Origin of the sequence: Paenibacillus sp. FSL F4-0122, assembly GCF_038002845.1 — a bacterium.
Classification (GTDB): domain Bacteria; phylum Bacillota; class Bacilli; order Paenibacillales; family Paenibacillaceae; genus Paenibacillus_AQ; species Paenibacillus_AQ odorifer.
In genome coordinates, this window is record NZ_JBBODI010000001.1 from 5,439,374 (window position 1) to 5,460,244 (window position 20,871).

The 20,871-nt window shown below is 44.7% G+C and carries 22 protein-coding genes; 11 read left to right on the forward strand and 11 right to left on the reverse strand.

The window, feature by feature from the left end:
- Positions 1–136: 136 nt before the first annotated feature.
- From MHH49_RS23685 to MHH49_RS23700, 4 genes are read left to right on the forward strand one after another with little or no spacing between them, the layout of a single operon-like run.
- A complete protein-coding gene (locus MHH49_RS23685; protein ID WP_036688055.1) occupies positions 137–907 on the forward strand; it encodes an NUDIX domain-containing protein in 771 nt (256 codons plus the stop codon).
- Between the two features lie 29 nt (positions 908–936).
- On the forward strand, positions 937–1,476 hold the full coding sequence (locus MHH49_RS23690) for a cysteine hydrolase family protein (protein ID WP_341121823.1): 540 nt from the start codon (positions 937–939) through the stop codon (positions 1,474–1,476).
- 51 nt (positions 1,477–1,527) lie between these two features.
- Positions 1,528–2,979, forward strand: coding sequence for a nicotinate phosphoribosyltransferase (locus MHH49_RS23695; RefSeq protein WP_036688051.1), 1,452 nt, complete (start codon positions 1,528–1,530; stop codon positions 2,977–2,979).
- A gap of 26 nt (positions 2,980–3,005) precedes the next feature.
- Positions 3,006–3,182, forward strand: a complete 177-nt coding sequence (locus MHH49_RS23700) for a hypothetical protein (RefSeq protein ID WP_339210104.1) — start codon at positions 3,006–3,008, stop codon at positions 3,180–3,182.
- 183 nt (positions 3,183–3,365) lie between these two features.
- On the opposite strand, the gene MHH49_RS23705 is transcribed toward MHH49_RS23700, so the two are convergent.
- The 5 genes from MHH49_RS23705 to MHH49_RS23725 form a co-directional block, all read right to left on the reverse strand.
- Positions 3,366–3,923, reverse strand: coding sequence for a hypothetical protein (locus MHH49_RS23705; protein ID WP_341138537.1), 558 nt, complete (start codon positions 3,921–3,923; stop codon positions 3,366–3,368).
- A 91-nt stretch (positions 3,924–4,014) separates the two neighbouring features.
- Positions 4,015–4,941 (reverse strand): IS3 family transposase, encoded by a 927-nt coding sequence (locus MHH49_RS23710; RefSeq protein ID WP_341138803.1) that lies wholly within the window; start codon positions 4,939–4,941, stop codon positions 4,015–4,017.
- Positions 4,890–5,207: a transposase gene (locus MHH49_RS23715; protein WP_038573118.1), complete on the reverse strand. Its 318-nt coding sequence runs from the start codon at positions 5,205–5,207 to the stop codon at positions 4,890–4,892. The genes MHH49_RS23710 and MHH49_RS23715 overlap by 52 nt, the downstream gene beginning before the upstream one ends.
- Before the next feature lie 55 nt (positions 5,208–5,262).
- Positions 5,263–5,577 (reverse strand): hypothetical protein, encoded by a 315-nt coding sequence (locus MHH49_RS23720; protein WP_341138538.1) that lies wholly within the window; start codon positions 5,575–5,577, stop codon positions 5,263–5,265.
- On the reverse strand, positions 5,514–6,857 hold the full coding sequence (locus MHH49_RS23725; RefSeq protein ID WP_036688050.1) for an amino acid permease: 1,344 nt from the start codon (positions 6,855–6,857) through the stop codon (positions 5,514–5,516). The genes MHH49_RS23720 and MHH49_RS23725 overlap by 64 nt, the downstream gene beginning before the upstream one ends.
- Positions 6,858–7,179: 322 nt before the next feature.
- Here MHH49_RS23725 and MHH49_RS23730 point away from each other — a divergent pair, with 322 nt between their 5' ends.
- The gene (locus MHH49_RS23730; RefSeq protein ID WP_038571642.1) at positions 7,180–8,190 is read left to right on the forward strand and encodes a 2-oxoacid:acceptor oxidoreductase family protein; all 1,011 of its coding nucleotides are present in this window, start codon (positions 7,180–7,182) and stop codon (positions 8,188–8,190) included.
- 25 nt (positions 8,191–8,215) lie between these two features.
- Positions 8,216–10,522 carry a thiamine pyrophosphate-dependent enzyme gene (locus tag MHH49_RS23735; protein ID WP_076273308.1) on the forward strand — a complete coding sequence of 769 codons (2,307 nt, stop codon included), beginning with the start codon at positions 8,216–8,218 and terminating at the stop codon, positions 10,520–10,522.
- 304 nt (positions 10,523–10,826) lie between these two features.
- On the opposite strand, the gene MHH49_RS23740 is transcribed toward MHH49_RS23735, so the two are convergent.
- From MHH49_RS23740 to MHH49_RS23760, 5 genes are all read right to left on the reverse strand, one after another.
- Positions 10,827–11,645, reverse strand: a complete 819-nt coding sequence (locus MHH49_RS23740) for an ABC transporter permease (protein ID WP_038571637.1) — start codon at positions 11,643–11,645, stop codon at positions 10,827–10,829.
- Positions 11,642–12,661: an ABC transporter ATP-binding protein gene (locus MHH49_RS23745; RefSeq protein ID WP_212592223.1), complete on the reverse strand. Its 1,020-nt coding sequence runs from the start codon at positions 12,659–12,661 to the stop codon at positions 11,642–11,644. The genes MHH49_RS23740 and MHH49_RS23745 overlap by 4 nt, the downstream gene beginning before the upstream one ends.
- Before the next feature lie 21 nt (positions 12,662–12,682).
- Positions 12,683–13,480, reverse strand: a complete 798-nt coding sequence (locus MHH49_RS23750; protein WP_036688041.1) for an ABC transporter permease — start codon at positions 13,478–13,480, stop codon at positions 12,683–12,685.
- A gap of 24 nt (positions 13,481–13,504) precedes the next feature.
- On the reverse strand, positions 13,505–14,542 hold the full coding sequence (locus tag MHH49_RS23755; protein ID WP_341138539.1) for an ArsR/SmtB family transcription factor: 1,038 nt from the start codon (positions 14,540–14,542) through the stop codon (positions 13,505–13,507).
- 504 nt (positions 14,543–15,046) lie between these two features.
- Entirely contained in the window at positions 15,047–15,565 is a 519-nt protein-coding gene (locus tag MHH49_RS23760; protein ID WP_036688034.1) for a MogA/MoaB family molybdenum cofactor biosynthesis protein, read from the reverse strand.
- A gap of 165 nt (positions 15,566–15,730) precedes the next feature.
- On the opposite strand from MHH49_RS23760, the gene MHH49_RS23765 reads away from it, so the two are divergent.
- The 5 genes from MHH49_RS23765 to MHH49_RS23785 all read left to right on the forward strand — a co-directional run bounded on the left by MHH49_RS23765 (position 15,731) and on the right by MHH49_RS23785 (position 19,626).
- Complete coding sequence (locus MHH49_RS23765; RefSeq protein ID WP_341138540.1) at positions 15,731–16,750, forward strand: CobW family GTP-binding protein; 1,020 nt, start codon at positions 15,731–15,733, stop codon at positions 16,748–16,750.
- A 92-nt stretch (positions 16,751–16,842) separates the two neighbouring features.
- Complete coding sequence (locus tag MHH49_RS23770) at positions 16,843–17,190, forward strand: four-helix bundle copper-binding protein (protein WP_036688030.1); 348 nt, start codon at positions 16,843–16,845, stop codon at positions 17,188–17,190.
- Between the two features lie 252 nt (positions 17,191–17,442).
- On the forward strand, positions 17,443–18,387 hold the full coding sequence (locus tag MHH49_RS23775) for an ABC transporter ATP-binding protein (protein ID WP_341138541.1): 945 nt from the start codon (positions 17,443–17,445) through the stop codon (positions 18,385–18,387).
- Between the two features lie 16 nt (positions 18,388–18,403).
- Complete coding sequence (locus tag MHH49_RS23780; RefSeq protein WP_341138542.1) at positions 18,404–19,117, forward strand: hypothetical protein; 714 nt, start codon at positions 18,404–18,406, stop codon at positions 19,115–19,117.
- A gap of 44 nt (positions 19,118–19,161) precedes the next feature.
- Entirely contained in the window at positions 19,162–19,626 is a 465-nt protein-coding gene (locus MHH49_RS23785; protein WP_038571625.1) for a hypothetical protein, read from the forward strand.
- Here the strand turns inward: MHH49_RS23785 and MHH49_RS23790 are convergent.
- Positions 19,621–20,856 carry a winged helix-turn-helix domain-containing protein gene (locus MHH49_RS23790; RefSeq protein WP_341138543.1) on the reverse strand — a complete coding sequence of 412 codons (1,236 nt, stop codon included), beginning with the start codon at positions 20,854–20,856 and terminating at the stop codon, positions 19,621–19,623. The two genes, MHH49_RS23785 and MHH49_RS23790, sit on opposite strands and share 6 nt — an antisense overlap.
- Between the last annotated feature and the right edge of the window lie 15 nt (positions 20,857–20,871).

Here is a 20,871-nt window from a genome sequence, read left to right on the forward strand (position 1 = left end):
GTCGTTTCTCATATAGTCTTTTTTGAAGGATAATGTAAAATAATGGTATTTAGCTGTTGATTTATGAAGAACATGTTTGGTACATTTAAAGATACGAATAAGTAAAACTACAGCTTCGGAAAAGGATGGGGCAATTATGAGCGACAATGGGGAATTAACCTATAACGCCAAAAAATATCGTACACCGGATGGTGTTCCGGCCGACATTGTAATGTTTACACTGACCAAACGCGAACGGAAGACGGTCACTAAGACGCTGCCTTTACGTGAATTGAAGGTAATGTTAATTAGACGGAAAAAATGGCCATGTGCAGGCATGTGGGCTCTACCAGGCGGATTCTGTCAGGAAGATGAGTCTATTTATGATGCTGCAACTCGTGAGCTGAAAGAAGAGACCGGTGTCGATGGAGGTCACTTAGAATATCTTGGAGTTTATAGTACACCTGGCCGCGACCCTCGGGGATGGATAATCAGCCATGCCTTTTTCGCCTTAGTAGAAGAGTGGATGCTGGAACAAAGACAAGCTTCCGACGATGCGGGTGAAGTGGGTTTATTTACGTTGCAGGAAGCGTTAGAAGAACTGGAGCTCGCTTTTGACCACCATGAAATCATCAAGGATGCATACGTACGTATCCAACAGCAAATGCTGCAGACAACGATAGCAAGACAGTTTTTGCCTAGGCATTTTACGCTAAGTGAGCTTTATCAGGTGATTCAGACAGTAGTGCCGGAATTTAAAGAGCCAAATTTTATTCGTAAAATCACGTCAACACGCAGCCGTCAGGGTATATTAAAAGAAGTGAGAGATGAAGAGGGCAATGCACTCAGCTCCAATCAATACTCACAACGCCCGGCTCAGCTGTATATGTTTACAGATCACGAGCCATTGTTGTCCATTTATACGTAGTGTCTTAAATCAGGGGAGGGACGATTCTCATGAGAGCACTAATAGTAATTGACTTTACCAATGATTTTGTCAATGGGAATTTACCGGTTGGGCAGCCTGCAATCGACATCGAGCCAAGAATCAGCCAATTAACATCTGAGTTTGTCCAAAATGGCGATTATGTTGTAATGGCTGTAGATTTACATGAAGACAATGATCCTTATCATCCTGAGAGTAAACTGTTTCCACCTCACAATGTACGAGGGACTAGAGGGCGGGAGCTTTATGGAAGTTTGAAAACTGTTTATGAAGCTGACCAGGATTCCATCTATTGGATGGACAAAACTCGATATAGCGCTTTTAGTGGAACTGATCTGGAAATTAAGCTGCGGGAACGTGGCATTACTGACCTTCATTTGATTGGCGTTTGTACAGATATATGTGTTTTGCACACTGCGGTGGATGCATATAACAAAGGTTTTATTATTACTGTGCACGAAGATGCGGTCGCCAGCTTCAACGCGGATGGACATAAATGGGCACTAAATCATTTCCGGGGAAGTTTAGGAGCAGACGTTGTTAAGGCATAATACTATAAAAAACATACACATACAGCAACGTGGATATTAGGAGATGAGGACTTGAAGAGAGAACTTGCGCTACATACAGATAAATATCAGATCAATATGATGTATGCTCACTGGGTGAATGGAAGCCATAAGCGAAAAGCTGTATTTGAAGCTTATTTCCGCAAGTTACCTTTCGGAAACGGCTATGCCGTGTTCGCAGGATTAGAGCGTATCGTTGGGTACATCGGCGGTTTGCGTTTCACCGAAGATGATATCCGTTACTTGTCGGAGCAAGAAGAAAATTACGCTCCCGCTTTTTTGGAAGAACTGCTGCAATTTCATTTTCAGGGCAATGTTTATTCGATGAAAGAAGGGGCGTTGATTTTTCCGGATGAGCCACTAATCCGTGTGGAAGGGACGATCATGGAAGCGCAGCTGGTGGAGACCGCCATTCTGAACTTCATGAACTACCAGACGCTGATCGCTACGAAGGCTTCCCGAATTAAGCAGGTGGCTCCGAATGATATTCTGCTGGAGTTTGGTACCCGGCGAGCACAAGAAGCGGATGCGGCGGTCTGGGGCGCTAGAGCGGCTTATATCGGCGGCTTTGATGCAACCTCTAACATGCTGGCAGGTAAAATGTTTGGCATCCCTACCAAAGGTACACATGCGCATTCTTGGGTTCAGAGCTTCAGCAGCGAGCAGGAAGCTTTTGATGCTTATGCCAAGGTGATGCCTGATGAAGTTACACTATTAGTTGATACCTTCGATACGTTGCGCAGTGGTGTGCCGAATGCGATTAGAACCGCCAAAAAGCTTGAAGCTCAAGGTAAAAAGATGATCGGTATCCGCTTAGACAGCGGTGACTTAGCCTATCTATCCCGGCAGGCGCGGAACATGCTGGATGAAGCTGGGCTCGATTATGTGAAGATTGTGGCATCCAATGATTTGGATGAGAATACAATCATGGATCTGAAGCTGCAAGGTGCAGCCATCGACACGTGGGGCGTAGGCACCCAATTGATTACGGCTTCGGATCAACCCTCTTTGGGTGGGGTCTATAAGCTGGTAGAAATTGAGTCCGCAACGGGAGAAATGGTACCGACGATCAAGATTTCTTCTAACCCTGAAAAAGTATCCACGCCAGGCAGCAAGGACGTATTCCGGATTATCGGGAAAAATGGCAAAGCGCTAGCAGATTATATCTGCTTCCCGGAAGAGGAAGCTCCGCGCAACGGCGGTCGGGTGAAGCTGTTTAATCCGCTGCATCCATACATGCACAAGTATGTGGAGCGTTATGAAGCGCTGCCTATGCTTGAGCCGATCTATGTGAACGGCTTCCAGGTCTATACTTTGCCGGATCTGAATGAAGTTCGCCGTTACCATCGGGAGCAGAAGGATCTGTTCTGGCCGGAATATCTGCGTAAGCTCAATCCTGAGGTGTACCGGGTGAATCTGAGTGAGAAGGTCTGGACCAACAAGCAACAATTGATCGCGGAGCATATTCAGCCGGAGATCGAGTAGATTTTGTAGTTTCGATGGAAAGAAGCATGGGAGGATTAGATTCCCGTGCTTTTTTGCGTTTGGATGAAGCCGACGTTTGGGTGAAGCTTGCGTTTGTTAACTTCGAACGCCGCGAGTTTATTTCTGAAAGTATATTAAGCCAGCTTGTCTGCGTATATCTGATTTGGCTTTCGTTGCATTTTGTGCAGCAGAACACTAGTTAAAGTATATCGACAAATTACCATAAACCCAAAAGAATAAGTAAATCCTGTAGAATGTGGCGAATCCGGTGTAAGTAGGCAAATCAACGGTATAAATCCCGTAGAATGAGGCGAATCCGGTGTGAGGAGGTAAATCAACGGTATAAATCCCGCAGAATGAGGCAAATCCGGTGTGAGTAGGCAAATCTACGGTATATCTCCCGCAGAATGTGGCGAATCCGTGTGAGTAGGCAAATCAACGGTATAAATCCCGTAGAATGAGCCGAATCCGGTGTGAGTGGGCATATCAACGGTATATATACCGCAGAACGGGACGAATCCGGTGCGAGTAGGCGAATCAACGGTATAAATCCCGTACAATGAGCCGAACCCGGTGCGAGTGAGCAAATCTACGGTATAAATCCCGTAGAATGTGGCGAATCCGTTGCGAGTAGGTAAATCAACGGTATAAATCCCGTAGAATGAGGCGAATCCGGTGCGAGTAGGCAAATCTACGGTATAAATCCCGTAGAATGAGGCGAATCCGTTGCGAGTAGGCGAATCAACGGTATAAATCCCGTAGAATGAGGCGAATCCGGTGTGAGTGGGCAAATCAACGGTATAAATCCCGTAGAATGAGGCGAATCCGGTGTGAGTAGGCAAATCTACGGTATATCTCCCGCAGAATGTGGCGAATCCGTTGCGAGTGGGCAAATCTACGGTATAAATCCCGTAGAATGAGGCGAATCCGGTGTGAGTGGGCAAATCAACGGTATAAATCCCGTAGAATGAGCCGAATCCGTTGCGAGTAGGTAAATCAACGGTATAAATGGACCTCTGTCAAGAAAGTGGACAGTCACGCAACAGACATTCTAGTCAATTGCTCAGCAAAACGAACTGGAGAAAGATACCCCAGCGCGCCTTGCATTCGCTTGCGGTTATAATAAAACTCAATATATTGAAAAAGTGTCTGGTAGGCTTGCTCCTTAGTTTTGAATCGTGGATTACAATAAATGAGCTCCTTTTTCAAAATGCTGTGCCACGACTCGATACAGGCGTTATCATAACAGTTACCTCTGCGGCTCATGCTGGACTCCATGCCATACGCTTTCAACTGCTTCGTGTATTCATGAGAAGTATATTGAGAACCTCTATCGGAGTGATGTAATAGACCCTTTTCCGGTTGTTTAGCTTCGTAAGCATCTTGTAAGGCGCCCGAAATCAAGCTAGTTTCCATATGGTTCTCCAAGCGCCACCCCACGATTTCACGCGTGCAAAGGTCCATCACACTAGCCAGGTACAAGCGCCCTCCCCGGCAAGGAATGTATGTAATGTCGGTAACCCATACTGAATTGGGTTTGAGTATTTTAAATTGCTGGTTCAGCGTATTTGGGGCAATCGGATGGTCATGATTGGAGTCGGTGGTCTGTACGCGATACGTTTTGGAGACAATGGAGCGAAGCTTCATATGTCGCATGTACACACTCACCGTGCGTTCGGTAACGGTATAACCTTCTTGATGCAACAGGCGGGTGATCTTCGGACTCCCATACCGCTTTTGATGGTCTGCAAAATGATACTGAATTCGCTTCATTATCGCAGCCTTACGAAGCATATGCGTACTGTTTTTTTCTGTCCGCCACTTGTAGTACCCGCTCCGTGACACATGTAGGGTCATGCACATCTTCTCCAAGAGAAACTCGGAGCGATGTTTTTCAATAAACTGGAATCTCAGTTCCTTGGTTTGCTGAAGATGTGCACTGCTTTTTTTACGATCGCTAATTCCTCTTCCACATCGGCAATCTTGTTATCTTTTTCTTGAAGTTGACGTTTCATTTCTTTCAACTGTGCCTCGAGTTCCCGTACTCGATCCAAGCTAGCTGCCGGTTCATTTTTTAGTTCTCGATACTGGCTCATCCATTGATGCAGGGTACTTTTTGGGATGTTGAGCTCTTCCGCCAAGTCGCCCACTGTCTTTGTTTGCTCTTGAATGAACTGCACTGTCTGTTTTTTAAATTCTTCGTTATACCGTTGTCGATGTTCTCCCATGTGAACACACCTCCGTGGACTCATTATCGCCAGTCTGTTAACTACTGTCCACTTTTTATTCTAGCTTCAAAATCCCGTAGAATGAGGCGCATCCGGTGTGAGGAGGTAAATCAACGGTATAAATCCCGTAGAATGAGGCGAATCCGGTGTGAGTAGGCAAATCTACGGTATAAATCCCGTAGAATGAGGAGAATCTGGTGTGAGTGGGCATATCAACGATCCCATAAGAAAAGGTGTATCCCCGTTCTACGCGATCGCGAAGAATAATGGATACACCTTTTTTCATGTAAGTACGAGATATATAGTTTAGTTCTTCTTCCGGAATTTCGCGAATGACCAGATGGTAAGCATCAGCAGGAAGCCCAGACATGTGCCTATGCTGATCCGGTTCTGAGTGTCGAAAAGGAAGGAAATCGTAATAACCGACAAACAGATAAGTGTCAAAATCGTTATATAAGGAAAGCCCCAGACTTTAAAGCTTGGCTCTTTAGGATAGGTTTTCCGCAGCTTCAGCTGTGATAGACAGATGCTGATCCATACCAAGCTTACTACGAAGCCGGGAACAGCCATCAGCAGCCGGAAAAGTCCATCCTGTGCGAAGTACGCTAACATAGAACCAACAAAAAGAACTATAGCGCAAAGTTTAAGACTGTTGATCGGCACACCTTTTGCTGAGGTCTTTGCTAAGCTACGTGGAGCTTCACCCTGTGAAGCCAAAGAGTGCAACATCCGTGTGGCGCCATAGATACCGGAGTTAGCAGCAGAGAGCACAGCTGTAATCAGTATGAAGTTCATAACATGGTCAGCACCCTTAAGTCCTGTAGCTGCTAAAACCTGCACAAAGGGGCTGGTATGCTCGTTAAGCTGATTCCAAGGAATTAACCCACAGATGATCAGAATTGGAATCGTATAGAACAGAATAACGCGCAAAATGAAGCTTTTGACAACTCTAGGCAACACTTTTTCTGCATCTTGAGTTTCTGTTAAAGTTAGTCCAATCAGCTCAGATCCGCCGTAGGAGAACATGACGACCAGAAGGGCAGAGAAGATAGGTGTCCAGCCTTGTGGGAATAATCCGCCATAATCCGTAAAATTACTTAAATAGGGAGTCCCTTCAGACATAGGCAATAGCCCAAACAATAATGCAGCTCCCAGGATAATAAAGATGATAATCATAGCTATTTTGATTCCTGCTAACCAAAACTCCGTCTCTCCATAACCGCTTACACTCATCATATTGATGCCAATAATTAAAGCACCACTTGCTAGACTCAGTAGCCATAACGGAACATCCGGTAACCAGTATTGCAAGAAGCTTCCTGCCGCCAGCACTTCGATCACGCAGACAGTCAACCACATGAAGCAATAGAGCCAACCCACGATAAAGGAAAGCCGTTCTCCAAAAGCTTCGCGAATGAATTCCTTCATATTTTTGTTCGGGTATACCGTGGCCATTTCGGCAATTGCACCCATAACGACTAGTAGCAGCAAGCCTGCCAATACATAGGAGAGAACAACCCCTGGTCCAGCAATGCTTATCGTCTCAGAGCTTCCTTTGAAAATCCCCGTACCGATTACGCCGCCCATCGCCATAAAGCTGATATGCCGTGGAAGCAATTTTTTCTGTAATGATGCTTCGTTTGACTTCACATTTAATGCCTCCTAAGTAGGTTCAAAAAATTACACCAAGAATCAGTTTATCCTGAAATGGACTAGTTGAAAAGTATAAATGATACACATTTGTAGAAATAGAGGTGATTTTTCATCGGTGTGTGATATTTATCATGAACAATGTGATGAATTTAACATCTTAATTTTTAATTTTATTGCTAAATGAAAGTAGATAAATAAGCTTAGGCAACACTTGGAAAATGCAAGATTTGTCACTTCGCGTCTTGCGAAATCAAGTTACAATCGTTGAAAAAGTCAAAAGGATATTATACTAGATGACATTCTGAAAGGGGCTATGTCGGTGGTACAGTTACCAAAAGTGAACGAGCTCGGATTTTTTGAGATTCGTCTGGAGTCAATTGGAGGGTTGGGTGCGAACCTGGCTGGTAAAATGCTTGCGGAAGCAGGCGTTGTCGGTGCTGGAATGAATGGGGTCAGCTTTTCGTCATATGGTTCGGAGAAGAAGGGATCAGCGGTAAAAGCGCATATCCGGTTTTGTGATTTGAACACACCTATTCGTGACACGTCTCCGGTTGAGCGCCCGCATGTTGTTGGGGTATTTCACGAAGCACTAGCAAAGACAGTTAACGTAATTAGCGGAATTTATGAACATAGCACAGTATTGGTAAACTCAGCAAAATCGCCGGAGGAATTGAAATCCTCCCTGAATATGATGGCAGGAACTATTGCAGTCGTTGATGCTACAACTATCGCCTTAGATGAGAAAAACCGTGTTAATATGGCGATGCTGGGCGCGTTGTTCCGGATGTGTGATTTCTTGGACCCTGAAATTATGAAAGGCGTTATAGAGAAATCACTAGGCAAAAAGTATCCACAGGCAGTACAGTCAGCGCTGACTACTTTCGACCGTGGATTTAATGAAGTTAAGTTTATGCATTTTCCACTGCCTGCGGGCGTGACAATGCCTGAATTCGTGCGGTCTGATATTTCCGCATTGGGTTATGAAACACAGCCTATCGGCGGTACCATTACGAATCCTGGGAGCAGCTTTTTAAAGAACTTGAGCATTTCTCGCTCCGGTTTGCTGCCTCATTTTAAGCAGGAGGATTGTATTCATTGTGCGCAGTGCGATACGGTGTGTCCTGATCTCTGTTTTGTTTGGGATGAGCAGCCTGATAAGAAGGGGCGTCCACAAATGTTCCTGCAAGGTATTGATTACCAATACTGTAAAGGCTGTTTAAAATGTGTAGAAGCTTGTCCTACAACTGCCTTGTCAGGCGAACGTGAGGAAGAAGGCTACGCAGAGAGTCATACGGTCCGGCATATTTTTGATCTCGTTACTGAGGCCTAATTAACGGAGGAAAGGTGGAATACACGTGGCTATAGATTATGAAAAAGAAATAGGCTCTGCTAAAGTAGAGCAGAAATTCCTATATGAATCCGGCAATGAAATGGCAGCTTACGCTGCTCATCAGATTAATTATCATGTAATGGGGTATTTTCCGATTTCTCCATCGACAGAAGTAGCGCAATTTCTTGATACGATGAAAGCGAACGGCCAGCATGATATTATGCTGATTCCGTCAGATGGCGAGCATAGCTCTGCTGGAATCTGTTATGGCGCTTCAACGGCTGGCGGACGTGTATTTAATGCTACCAGTGCCCAAGGTTATATGTTCATGCTTGAGCAATTGCCTGTACAAGCTGGTACGCGTATGCCTATGGTTATGAATCTAATCTGCCGTTCGATCTCTGGACCGCTGAATATTCACGGGGATCATTCTGATTTGTATTTTGCCCTGAATACAGGTTGGCCAATTTTAATGTGCCGGGATCCACAATCTGTTTATGATATGAACCTAATGGCATTGAAGCTTGCTGAACATGCTAAAGTTCGTCTTCCGGTAATGGTGGCTTCAGATGGATATTTCACTTCCCACCAGAAGCGCCGCGTACAGGCCTTTACTCATCGGGAGGATGTTCATAAATTTGTTGGAGCACAACCTCCAACAGGTTTCACCGATACTTTAGACCGCAATAATCCGGTAACCGTTGGCCCTTATATGAACGAACCTGACTATATTAACAACCGTTATCAACAGTCCGTAGCTATGTACAATGCGGGTGAAGTTTTTGAAGAAATCGCGAAGGAATTTGCTGAGTTAACCGGACGTTATTATCCAATGATCGAGGAATATCGGATGGAAGATGCTGAAGTAGCAGTATTCTTGATGAATTCTGCCTCTGAGATTATTAAGGATGTTGTAGATCAGCTTCGTTTGCAAGGAATCAAAGCCGGTGCAATCTCGCCGAATATGATCCGTCCTTTCCCGCAGAAGCAAATTGCTGAAGCGCTGAAAAACGTTAAAGCAATCACCGTTGGTGACCGCGCAGATTCTGTTGGCGGACACGGTGGTAACATGGTCAATGAAATCAAGGCAGCCCTGTTCACATATGGCAACACTACGACTAAAGTAATAAGCCGTATTTACGGTTTGGGTGGTAAGGACTTCTACGCAGAAGATGGTCATGCATTTTTCCAATTAGCAATTGATGCTGTTGCTGCAGATCGAGTAGACATACCATTTGATTATTACGGCCACAATCCGGGTACACCAGATAAAGCTCCACAACGTCTTCTGAAGCCAATGGACTTTGACTCACTGAAGACAGGCTTGATCACTGTGAAACAGGATGAAGCAACGGGCAAATTAAGCGTACGGATTCCGCCGCTACGCAGCTTGACGAAGAAACCTAAACGGCTCTCCCCAGGGCATGGTGCGTGTCCGGGTTGTGGGATTTTCTCAGGACTAGAGACTTTCTTCAAAGGGATTGAAGGGGATATCGTCGCACTTTATCATACAGGCTGTGCCATGGTAACGACTACGGGGTACCCGTATTCCTCCCATAAATCAACGTTTATCCATAATCTTTTCCAAAATGGAGCGGCTACCTTGTCCGGTGTCGTAGAGATGTTCTGGGAACGCAAACGTCGCGGTGAGCTGGATGGACTAGGGCTTAAAGAGGACTTTACGTTTGTTATGGTAACCGGAGATGGCGGCATGGACATCGGGATGGGACCGGCAATTGGAGCTGCACTGCGTGGTCACAAAATGATTATTGTAGAGTACGATAACGAGGGTTACATGAATACTGGAGCACAGCAGTCCTATTCGACACCACTGGGTCACCGTACTTCAACCTCCAGTATCGGCAAGCAGCAGCAAGGTAAAGTGACTCAGCATAAAGATACAGCACAAATTATGGCGGCTACTAACATTCCTTATGTCTTCACGGGTTCGGAGGCTTATCCGCAGGATCTGGTGAAAAAAGCGGCAAAAGCACAGTGGTACGCACAAAACGAAGGTTTGGTGTATGGTAAAATCCTGATCGCATGTCCGCTAAACTGGATGTCTGATGATAAGGAAGGCACTAACATCGTTTCATTAGCTGTTGAGTCTTGCTTCTTCCCGTTATATGAAGTAGAGCATGGTTCTACGAATATCACATATAATCCCGAAGACAAGGGCAAACGTGTCGAGCTCTCAGCATGGCTGAAGACAATGGGTAAAACTCGTCACTTGTTGAAACCTGAGAATGAGCCAGCTTTGCACAGCTTCGAAGAAGAAGTTGAGCGCCGTTGGAATCGTCTCAAGGCAAAACACGAACATCCTGACTTATAAGATGTGTTTATCTCCAGCATATAAAATATGAAAAAACCCGGCAGATTTGTCTGTCGGGTTTTTTGTGGTTAGGGAGCATTTGCGCGTAAGAAACAGTTTTCGGACACCACTGACCTTAAACACAGTCTTCTTTCCCATTTGGAATTCTAACGGACTGCATAGCAGTTATCTGCCCTAAAAACTCCCAATATGAACCCTTTTTGAAGGAATAGTGTCACTGGAGTCCGCGAAACTTCTGAAAAAGCTAAGAACCGGCAAATAACGTCATTTAGGTCCTATGTGTTAAAGACTTGGTCATTTACAATTAGAATAAAGTCCAATTCCCTTTTACTCTTGCATGTTGTTCTGCCCTAACCAGAAGATAGCGGGTACAAATGACAAGACAAGAACTACCTACGATTAAAGCGCCGAGAGCCCACCACCAGCTAATCCCGATATTATCGTATAACGCCCCGCGCACGAGAACCAGACTATATGTGAGTGGAAACAGAAGGGATAGGCCCGTTGCCCATGCTGGGAATACCGCTGGTGGAATACGAACCCCACCAAACAGCTCCATTGGTGCTTGAAAGATGTAATAGATTAGCCCTGAATCCCTTGAGAATAGAGATATCGCACACAGCAAAGCTCCCCATATAACCGCTGATATCATGATAAGTACTAATACAGGCAATAAGGCGCCCCAGTTAACAGTCGTTGCATCCGCAAGAAAAATGAAAGTCAGGATGGAGAAACAAGCGAACATCCATATTCCGTGAAATAGTGAATATATGGAACGTCCATACAGGAAGGCCATTTTTGACGCTGGGGTTAGGAACACTACCTCAAGTGTGCCCCCTTTGCGTTCTTGTTCGAATAACCATGCGGCTTGCACAACCGTCCAGTATAACTGAAAGACGAGATATCCGCTCAGCAGAAAAAGGGGAATCCGTCCATCTGGTATTACTTTTGAGAGTGCTGATCCTGCTCCTGTTCTAAAGGGCTGCATAGTAAAGTAGGTGGTTAAAAAGGTGAGCGCCGGCCAGAGTAGAAGTGAAAAAAACACTGCGCGTCCCTTAACTCTATTTCGATGCTGCTTAGTGATCTCCGCGCTAAGGGTAAACCATAAGCTATGTAAGTTCATGATACCCTTCCTTCCGAAAGGAGGATAATCGCATCCTCCAAATTAGGTTTTTCGGATGCGAAGCTTTTAATGCTAAGCCCATGCTCCGTAGTCCATGGCAGCAGCTCTGTAATGATCCTATCAGCCGAAGGTGTCTTTACAGAAATGCGCTGCAGTCCATCATTTCGAAGTTCAAGTTTTTCTGTTGCGCAGACACCCATTAATTCCGCAGGCTGAGTATATGTTCGTAGATGCTCTAGTAGCTTGGGACGAAGTGATTCATGCCAGCCTGTAACCTCTAAATGAGCAGTTTGCGAGCCTGCAACCTGATGGACAATCCGCTCAGGTTTGTCACAGAGCAGAAGCTCGCCTCGATTCAGTACATAAACCCGGTCACAGAGTTCTTCGACCTCCTGCAAATAATGGCTGGTCAGAAGGATACCCTTTCCACTGTCCAGTGCAAGCTTTCTTATCGTACCGCGAAGCTGCCTGGCAATGGGGGCATCAAGGCCAAGTGTGGGCTCATCTAGAAATAAGTATTGTGGATCGTTGATAAGTCCGCGGGCGATTTGCAGCCGTTGCTTCATCCCTTTAGAATATTGCTCAACGGGTTGGTCAGCAGCTTGGGTCAAACCTACTTCCTCCAGAAGACGTTCTGCTTCTCTAGCGATTTGAGGGCTGTTCATTCCATAGAGTTTACCGAAGTATTGAAGATTCTCTCTACCAGTGAGTCGCCAGTACAACATTCGTTCTCCTCCGGCGATCATATTTACTTTTTGCTGAATGGCCTGTCGATTCTTGTGCAGTGACATTCCATCGACTTCAATACTGCCTGAGGTTGGCTCTAGGAGAGTAGAGAGCATACGTATTGTAGTGGTTTTTCCAGCGCCATTTAGACCGAGAAGACCTACGATTTCCCCCGCAGCGATATCTAAAGATAGTGATTTCACTGCAGTCACTGATCTTTTTTCCGAACGGAACCAGCCCAGTCTATGTTTGCTTTCGTAAATTTTAGTAACTTCATGCATGTTTATCAATGGTTTTCACCCTCCAAGGTTTTAGAAACGTTCGAACAACCCGCGCTCTATGCGCCGATTTGTCCATTGACCAACCGTTATGTATACAACACTAAGTAGTATGATAGGCAATGCATCAATTAATCGTATTGATTCTCCAGTTAGCAGCGTGCCTCGTAGCAGTTGTAGCGCATAGGTCAATGGGAAAATCTCACCTATAGCCTGCAAGTAGTCAGGCAAGTATTGCCTTGGAAACTGAAATCCACATAGTAGAGCAGTTATCGTAAATAGAGTATTTTGAACAATGAAGGTGTCCCTTGTATAAAGCATAATGCTTCCTAGCACCAGCGCCATCGCATAACATGATAGTAAAAACAGCAAAATTCCCACGAGGAGAGATATAAAGTGAACAGAGGGGAGCCGAAGTCCTGCCAAAAGGCCAAAGAAGAGAACCACCAGCAATTCCGCCCCGCTTCGATACAACTGCTGGACTGCGTTTCCTAGAAAATAACCGCTCCGGCTTGAAGGGGAGAGCAACAGTGCCTCAAGTGTACCTTCTCTCCATTCGGTAATAAGTGCCCTGGATACATTCATCATCATACTGACGGAAAATATACTGAGCATACCTCCAATAATTACATAGGTCAGATAGTCATCACTGCCACTATAGATAGCGAATTTTGAATCTATATCCCCATTGATTAGATACACATAAGAAAAATAAGAGATGATGACTAGATAAACTCCATCAATAATGTGCCCGAATGTAAAGGTCCAGGGAAAGGCTCTAAGATTAGATTTTTGGTTTCTTTTTAGAGTTGCGATAGCGATATGCCACAACTGTACTCACACCTTTCATTAACCTTATTGTTCAAGGTACTGCCTTTGCAGAACGAGAAGATTATCAAAGACTTCTTTGTTCACTGAATAAAATAAATAATTCCCTTTTCGCTGTGATTGGGTAAATCCTGCTTCACTTAGTTGTTTTAGCTGTTTAGAGACCGCAGCTTCAGAAATACCCAATATTGGCGCAAGCTGCTTGGTACAATGTGGATTTTTCCACAGTAGTTTCAGAATTCGCATCCGCGTATCATCACTTAAAGCTTTGAGTTGGCGCAACAGGTCACTCGGCGGTCCTTCACTAAAGGCAAGACCGGGAACATCCACCGTGAGTGGTAAAAATAAAGTATCTTCGTACCAGCCAACAAGCAGATGCGGAAATATGAAAGTAGAAGGAAAAACGTACACTTGTCCAAGCTGTTCATAAGAAAAGTAATACGTTACTGCCTTTTGAACTGTTAGAGTCCCGTTCTCTGCGAGGAGGCGTGGGTGGAGCGTATTTAGTGCCTTTTCCGGGGATCGACTGGCTAAGTCTTGAAACTGAGCGGCTGAGATGTTCATAAATGGTTCAATATAGTCCCATTCCTGCCCGAAATAATCATGTTCGTATGTAATTAATGTTGAGATTAACAGCTTGCGAACACTAGCCAGATTGTTTATCAGGTACTTCACGTTTCCACTCAACTTCATCAGCGAACGCTTGCCTTCAGATTCATTCAGCCATTCGACTAGGGTACTTAGTGCAATTTCTTGATTCATAAATAGATACACTAGCTCTGCATCCGGAAGTTTTTTGAGTAGGGTGATTCCTTGATTGCAAGAAATAGGGACACCCATACGGTCCGGTAAATCTAGCAGAGCGATCCAACGGTCTGACAACTGCCCAAGTGTGTGGATGTTCTCCTGTAGAGCAAGAGGCATCCTTTTCTTGAGCTCCAGAGCCCATTGTAATCTTGTTGGATGGTGTTCTGGTTGATGGAAGACATGCAGACTGCATAATAACTCATGAAAAGGACTGACGACCGTTTTGATCTTTCGATTTAAAGTTTGGAGTGAGCTCATCTCTTTCCTTTCCGATTAACTGTTTGGTTAATCAAAAACCACTTTCGCGTAAAGTGTTCAAAATTATAGGGGGAATGGTCAAGTTTGTCAAATCTTTTATACAGAAAAAAGCGAGAGCACATCCCCATGCGATGGACATGGATGATGTTTCTCTCACTTATAGGATTCTTTTGATAGAGTTATGAAGTAGAGTTATCTTCTGCCTCTAGGCATCATGGAGTTATCGCACATGATATCTTTAACAGAATAGGTGTAGCAATGACGAGGAACTGGGACACAGTGATGGCGTCTAACGATTTCTACCGGGTGAATAACATTCACAACTTGAGGGTGGTAGTAATCTTGATAAACCACCTTAGGTGGGTCAGTGACAGTTTGGGCCGGGCATTTTGGACATCCTTCTGACATTTCCTTCAGCTCCTTTGTGTGTGAACTTACCGTATTATACGCACAGAACAAAGGCATGCTTGGTTATTTGTCTAGTTTATAAAAAAATGGGTGGGATTATTGTTTGTATATCTCTCGCATTACATGACGAAGCTCCGGGATAATGAGCCGTTCCATAGCCAATTTAACGGCTCCAGTGGAGCCAGGCATAGAAAAAACAGCTGTGTTGCCAATCGTACCTGCAATTGCCCGGCTAAGGATTGCCGCCGAACCAATGTCCTCTGTGTAGCTTAACATTCGAAAAATCTCACCGAAGCCCGGTAGCGTTTTATCAAGCAAGGATGAAACTGCTTCGTAGGTGGTATCACGGGGAGAGATTCCTGTTCCACCTGTCAGCAACACGGCCTCAACTTCAGTGTGATCAGCGTTTTTATAGAGTAGTTCACGAATGTCCTGATAGTTGTCTTTGATAATGGTATGACCAATAACTTCATACCCGGCAGCCTCGAGCATGGATTTGATTAATGCTCCACCGGTATCTGTTTCAGTAGTTCTGGTGTCTGAGACGGTAATGATGTAGCAGGAAACGGATTGTGGTGCTTCCTTCCGATGTTCTTCAACGGATGACAATGAGATCAGCTCCTAAATTAGAGATGTTCTCATGATAGGGTATGGGGAAGGCAAAGACAAGTTTTGTTATCAATCGCTATTCTTTTGAGGTTATAGGTGTGCCGCTTGCGTGCTTTGGCATCATGTAGTAAACTCGCTACCATACCCGTAATTTGCAAGGAGCGATGAATCATGGAACAGGTTGTACCTGTGTATATATTGTCAGGATTTCTGGGAAGCGGCAAAACTACCCTGCTGCAGCGCCTGCTGGAACATTGGAAAGATCAGGGCTTGCGCCCGGCAGTAGTGATGAATGAGCTGGGTGAAGTGAACCTGGATGGGCTGCTGGTTGAGCAAACCGTTCCTATGGCAGAGCTGCTCGGCGGCTGTATCTGTTGTTCTATCCGAGGGGATCTTAGCACAGAGCTAACTACTCTTATCAGGAAGGAATCACCTGATGTGGTTGTTATTGAGGCCACAGGTGCGGCGAACCCGTTGGAAATTGTAGATGGTGTAACCGAAACTTCACTGTATCAAAAAGTCGAGCTAAAAAGCTTGATCACCGTCGTTGACGCCGCGCATCTGCTCGAATTGTACCGTGCGCAGCAGGGGGCAACCTATCGACTGATGCAGGAGCAAATTCGCTGCGCATCTGTTTTGATTCTGAATAAAACTGACCGTGTCTCAGCAGATGAAGCGGAAGAGATCACAACTGTTCTGCGAAAATGGAATTCTTATGCACCGATTATGCCAGCGGAGCGTTGTGAGATCGACACAGAGGAGCTCCTGCGTAGTGCAGGTGGAGTTCTTACGGATACACTGCTTGAAGAGAGCGACAGCGAAAGCCAAGTGCATGAGGAAGCTCAACTACCTTTAGGAGGCACCCATGCTTCTCATGATCACGTGATGGCATACACACATTACTTCAAACGACCTGTCAACAGCGAGACCTTTGAACAGTTCGTCAAGGAGCTTCCGCGGGATGTTTATAGGGCTAAAGGCATTGTGACCTTTAATGACACCTCCAGTCGTTTTCTTTTTCAATATGCTTACCGTGAAGCTGATTTTATGAAAATCACACCTCAAGGCGAAGTCCCAGACGTAGCTGTATTTATCGGGGAACACTTCTCATCCAGTGAGTTACGCACGAAGCTGCTGGAGATGGAAGGACGTATTTTAGTTCGGCCTGGCACGATCAAAAGAAGCCTGTAATCCGTTCTGCTTCAGAAGAAGCTGTGGTTCATTCCTAATCTTGTAGGTTAATAGTAAGGCATACCCATTAAAAATGCAGGAGGTTGAAGGCTATGACCCGAATTCAATATCAGGAGTGCATTGACGCTTGTCTCGAAAGTATGAATGCCTGTAACTACAGCTATGTCTCAAGCCTAAAAGAATATGATCTTGCATCACTTCGTGAGAGCATGCGACTCGATCGTGAATGTGCGGATATTTGTTCTTATGCCATTCAAGCAATGACCCGTCAAAGTCCGTTTGTATCTGGAATTCTAAAACTATGTGCGGAGATTTGTGAAGCATGCGCAGATGAGAGCAGCAAGCATATACATAATCACTGCCAAGAATGTATTAATGCCTGCCGTAAAGCTGCAGAGGCATGCCGTTTGATTAGCGATGCTGTTGAGGTATATGCGTAAGATCGTATAGCTTAACTCTCATATATGAACTAATAGCCAGACTGTTGCTGTAGAAATATAGCAATAGTCTGGTTTTTTATATCCAGGTCTGTTTGATTAATGCTACTGGTAGAAAAAAAGGGGAGGAATACTGGATAGAAAGGAAGTTTTAGAAAGGGCTGCTATGGCAGTTCTTTCATTTTTTTGATTCCTAGAAGAGGAAATTCGTAGGGAACCGGAGAATTAACAGTAGATATGAAGGGAGAATGTTAAGTGGCGAACTTAGTAGATCGTAACTTTGCCAGCGGTAGTATAGATGTTGCTATTCCCCTGATAGAATTAGAACAGATCAGTAAACAGTATGGACGCCGACCCGTATTGGAAGATGTATCGTTTACTATTGAAAAGGGGACTGCAACTGCTCTGATCGGACGGAACGGATCCGGCAAAAGTACGCTGTTGTCAATCTTAGCTGGACTGGTCCATATTTCCTCTGGAAAGCTGAGTTGTAAGGATTCAAATCTGAGAATTGGTTATGCACCTGAGATGTTTCCAGGGTTGAAGCTGACCCCAGAACAGTACTTGCGAAGTATGGGACAGATTAGCGGCCTTGCGCCAGTCCTGATCGAGCAGGAGCTAACAACGTTATTTCAACTTTTTAAGCTTGAGCACTTTCGCAAGCAGTCGATGCTAAATTTCTCCAAAGGAATGCTGCAAAAAATTAATTTGATTCAAAGCTTGCTGGGGAGTCCCTCGTTGCTGCTTCTTGATGAACCTATGTCGGGCCTTGATCTCCCCTCAATGAATAAGTTAGCTGAGCTTCTTATTGGTTTGAGAAATAAGGGTACTGCTATAGTCTTCTCTGTACATGAACCCCAATGGATTGAATTGCTTGCGGATCAGGTTCATGTCATACATGAAGGGAAAATTGTAAAGTCAATTCAGGGGTCAGAGAAGCTGAACTTTAAACCCTCTACATACATACTATTGTCTAATCTGTCGATTCAGAAATTGCAGCAATTGAAGGAAATGGCAGGTTTCATTGCAATAAATACGTTTAAGGATAGTTGTAACATAGCACGTACAGCGTTGACAGTAACAAGTTCAGAATCAGATACTTTTTTGCGGGTTATCTTGGAGTCGGGTGGTTCAATACAATCGGTAGAACCTCGCGGAGGATCGCATGACTTAGAAAAATGGATGAATCCTAGGAGTTGAACCAAGGGGGGCTAACGTGTATCCGTTTATCGTTTACATGCTGCGAAGTTATACTCGATCTCAGCGTTATTTCGGCCCGTTAGCGGGGATTGTGATTGCAGTCTTGATATTGTATTCTTATAAGCCCAATCCAGTTATGAATAGCTATGCCGCTACAGCAGTAATGCTCTTTATAAGCTGCGCTTGGATGAGTCTTAGTTTTTTGAATCATGAGCACGCTGTTCATCGGCAGATTGCAGTTGTTCACATGCGAAGTGCGGCAAAACATAGTGCAGGTAGTATCTTAACGCTTGCATTTCTAACGTTGCTGCTAGATATATTGATTGTCCTTTATCCTTGGGTAACAGGTCATTTCGCAGAATCACCTGGGGCATATCGGTTAATTCTAGCGCTTATAGGACATGGATTGTTGGGTATGCTTGGTGTGGCTATTGCCCTATTCTTTCAATCTTCTTGGATTCAAAAAGGCAGTCACGCAACAGGTATGTTATTAGCTATCGTTGTACTATCACTGGGTGGAGCACAAATCAGCGAAAGTTTGCCTGGTATATTTCATTTTTTGATCTGGTTGTTGCCGCCAGTAACTCCTGTAATGGAGGCCATGATGAAAGCTGATACATTGTCATTAGCGGAGTTGTTAGGTTCATTTGCACAAGCATTAGTATATATAACACTGCTTATCGGTTTTTATTTGTACAGATCAAGACAGAGGGATTACAACAAAACATAACTTGTATAGATAAAAGGAACAAGGATACAGAAGTGGGGGAAAAGATGAAGGATACATATGTACCTGAGAGTGAACAATCGAAAGAGTTATTCGCCTATTTTGGACTGGCAGTTTATTATGGACAGGCCCTCGAGCAGCAGCTTACCAACTTGCTATTGCTTACTAAGCTATCACAAGGAAAAACGCCAACAGAAGCAGATCTGACAGACCTTTATCAGCGAAAACTCAGCAATTCACTCGGCCAACTCATCAAAGAAATCCAACATCATTTTCCTTTCTCGGAGCAAGAAACCGCTCAGTTGGAGGAAGTGTGGAAACAACGTAATTACATCGTTCATGATTACTTTAAAGAACGTATACAGGAAACCTTTACGCCTGCCGGAAGGGCTAAAATGATTCGGGAGCTGAAACGATTTAAAAATAAGGCTAGTAGACTTGAAGTTAAACTGCAAGGCTACTGCACAGAAATGTTCACGAAGCTTGGGTTAGAGGAGGAAAACTTATTATAATAATCCTTCTAAGCCGCAAGCTGTTACAATCTCTGGTCTAAAATGAACCGATGAAGCTCTAACACAGCGAGAGAGTGCAGTTAAAGCTTCGCCTAATGCCGGAATCATCTCCGGTGTTAGGCTTTCTCCAGGCTCCCACCACCAATTGTTAATATTCAATGTTTGGCTCTTCTTATCCATCACCGGTTCAAATCTGCCAACAAAACGATCATTATATAATATTGGCAGTACATAGTAACCATATTCTCGTTCTATTGCCGGCTTATAGACCTCCCATCGGTAATGAAATCCGAATAATTGCCGAACCAACTCGCGTTCCCACAACAAATTATCCAGCGGAGCCAAAACAGCCGCAAATGAATCACGTGGTTGAAGCCCAGTCTCTTCGGATTCTTGCAGCATCACAGACTCCAAGGTTGGAGCATCTATACTGCGGATATAAAGCGGAACCTTAATCCCCTCGATCCAAACTTCTCTGAGACTATCCTTCTCCAGCAATCTCTGAATCGCCGCCGCACGCTCTTTGCTCTTCAGTCCGGATATGCCCAGCCATCCGTCTCCAGATTTATTCCATAACAAGCCGATACTTCCTATTCTACGTAACACATACCAATCGTGAAATTGTTCTTCCGTGACATTTGGATCGGCTGAACCCAGCAGCTCTGAGGGTAACAAACGTTCAGCGAAATCATAATATCGCCGGGTATGTACACGATGGTGGACAACAATCTCTCCCCAAAAGTACATGCTTTCCATTGCAGCCCGTGATAATCTTGTCGGAGCCCAAGCCCAATCTACTTTTTCCTTTCCGTCTAAATCCAAAGAGGAGAGGGGTCCACGCTTCTGAAGCTCTTCACGAACCTGTGCTACAGCGACCATTACAGGTTCATTAGCCTGATGGTGGGAGGCAGCAGCTGTTCTTCTGCGCTTAAAATAAGGCCAATCCTCTGTACAATAAATAGACATGTTCTTGTCCCAGCCATCAACGAGCAACCTGTCTTTATACAGAAGCTCTTGGACCAATTCTGGCGTAAATCCCGGAATCCGTGCCTGGAGGACCAGCTCATGATTATGGCCGGCGATATTAAGGGGGTCATATTGGATGCAGCCTACGTGACGAACATAGTCATAAATACTAAGTTTTCCAGAAGGGATAGCTCCAGCAGTTAACTTTTGATGAGATAGCAGAAAAAGCCTGGCTTGTTTCTTAGTCAAATTATAAGTAAGCATCGTTTGCTCCTCCAA

What these genes read in the sequence shown, in the direction of transcription:
- MHH49_RS23685 (WP_036688055.1), top strand. Translation starts at nt 137, where the DNA reads ATGAGCGACAATGGGGAATTAACCTATAACGCCAAAAAATATCGTACA.
- MHH49_RS23690 (WP_341121823.1), top strand. Translation starts at nt 937, where the DNA reads ATGAGAGCACTAATAGTAATTGACTTTACCAATGATTTTGTCAATGGG.
- MHH49_RS23700 (WP_339210104.1), top strand. Translation starts at nt 3,006, where the DNA reads ATGGGAGGATTAGATTCCCGTGCTTTTTTGCGTTTGGATGAAGCCGAC.
- MHH49_RS23715 (WP_038573118.1), bottom strand. Translation starts at nt 5,207, where the DNA reads ATGGGAGAACATCGACAACGGTATAACGAAGAATTTAAAAAACAGACA.
- MHH49_RS23720 (WP_341138538.1), bottom strand. Translation starts at nt 5,577, where the DNA reads ATGTCTGGGCTTCCTGCTGATGCTTACCATCTGGTCATTCGCGAAATT.
- MHH49_RS23740 (WP_038571637.1), bottom strand. Translation starts at nt 11,645, where the DNA reads ATGAACTTACATAGCTTATGGTTTACCCTTAGCGCGGAGATCACTAAG.
- MHH49_RS23755 (WP_341138539.1), bottom strand. Translation starts at nt 14,542, where the DNA reads ATGAGCTCACTCCAAACTTTAAATCGAAAGATCAAAACGGTCGTCAGT.
- MHH49_RS23765 (WP_341138540.1), top strand. Translation starts at nt 15,731, where the DNA reads ATGGAACAGGTTGTACCTGTGTATATATTGTCAGGATTTCTGGGAAGC.
- MHH49_RS23770 (WP_036688030.1), top strand. Translation starts at nt 16,843, where the DNA reads ATGACCCGAATTCAATATCAGGAGTGCATTGACGCTTGTCTCGAAAGT.
- MHH49_RS23785 (WP_038571625.1), top strand. Translation starts at nt 19,162, where the DNA reads ATGAAGGATACATATGTACCTGAGAGTGAACAATCGAAAGAGTTATTC.
- MHH49_RS23790 (WP_341138543.1), bottom strand. Translation starts at nt 20,856, where the DNA reads ATGCTTACTTATAATTTGACTAAGAAACAAGCCAGGCTTTTTCTGCTA.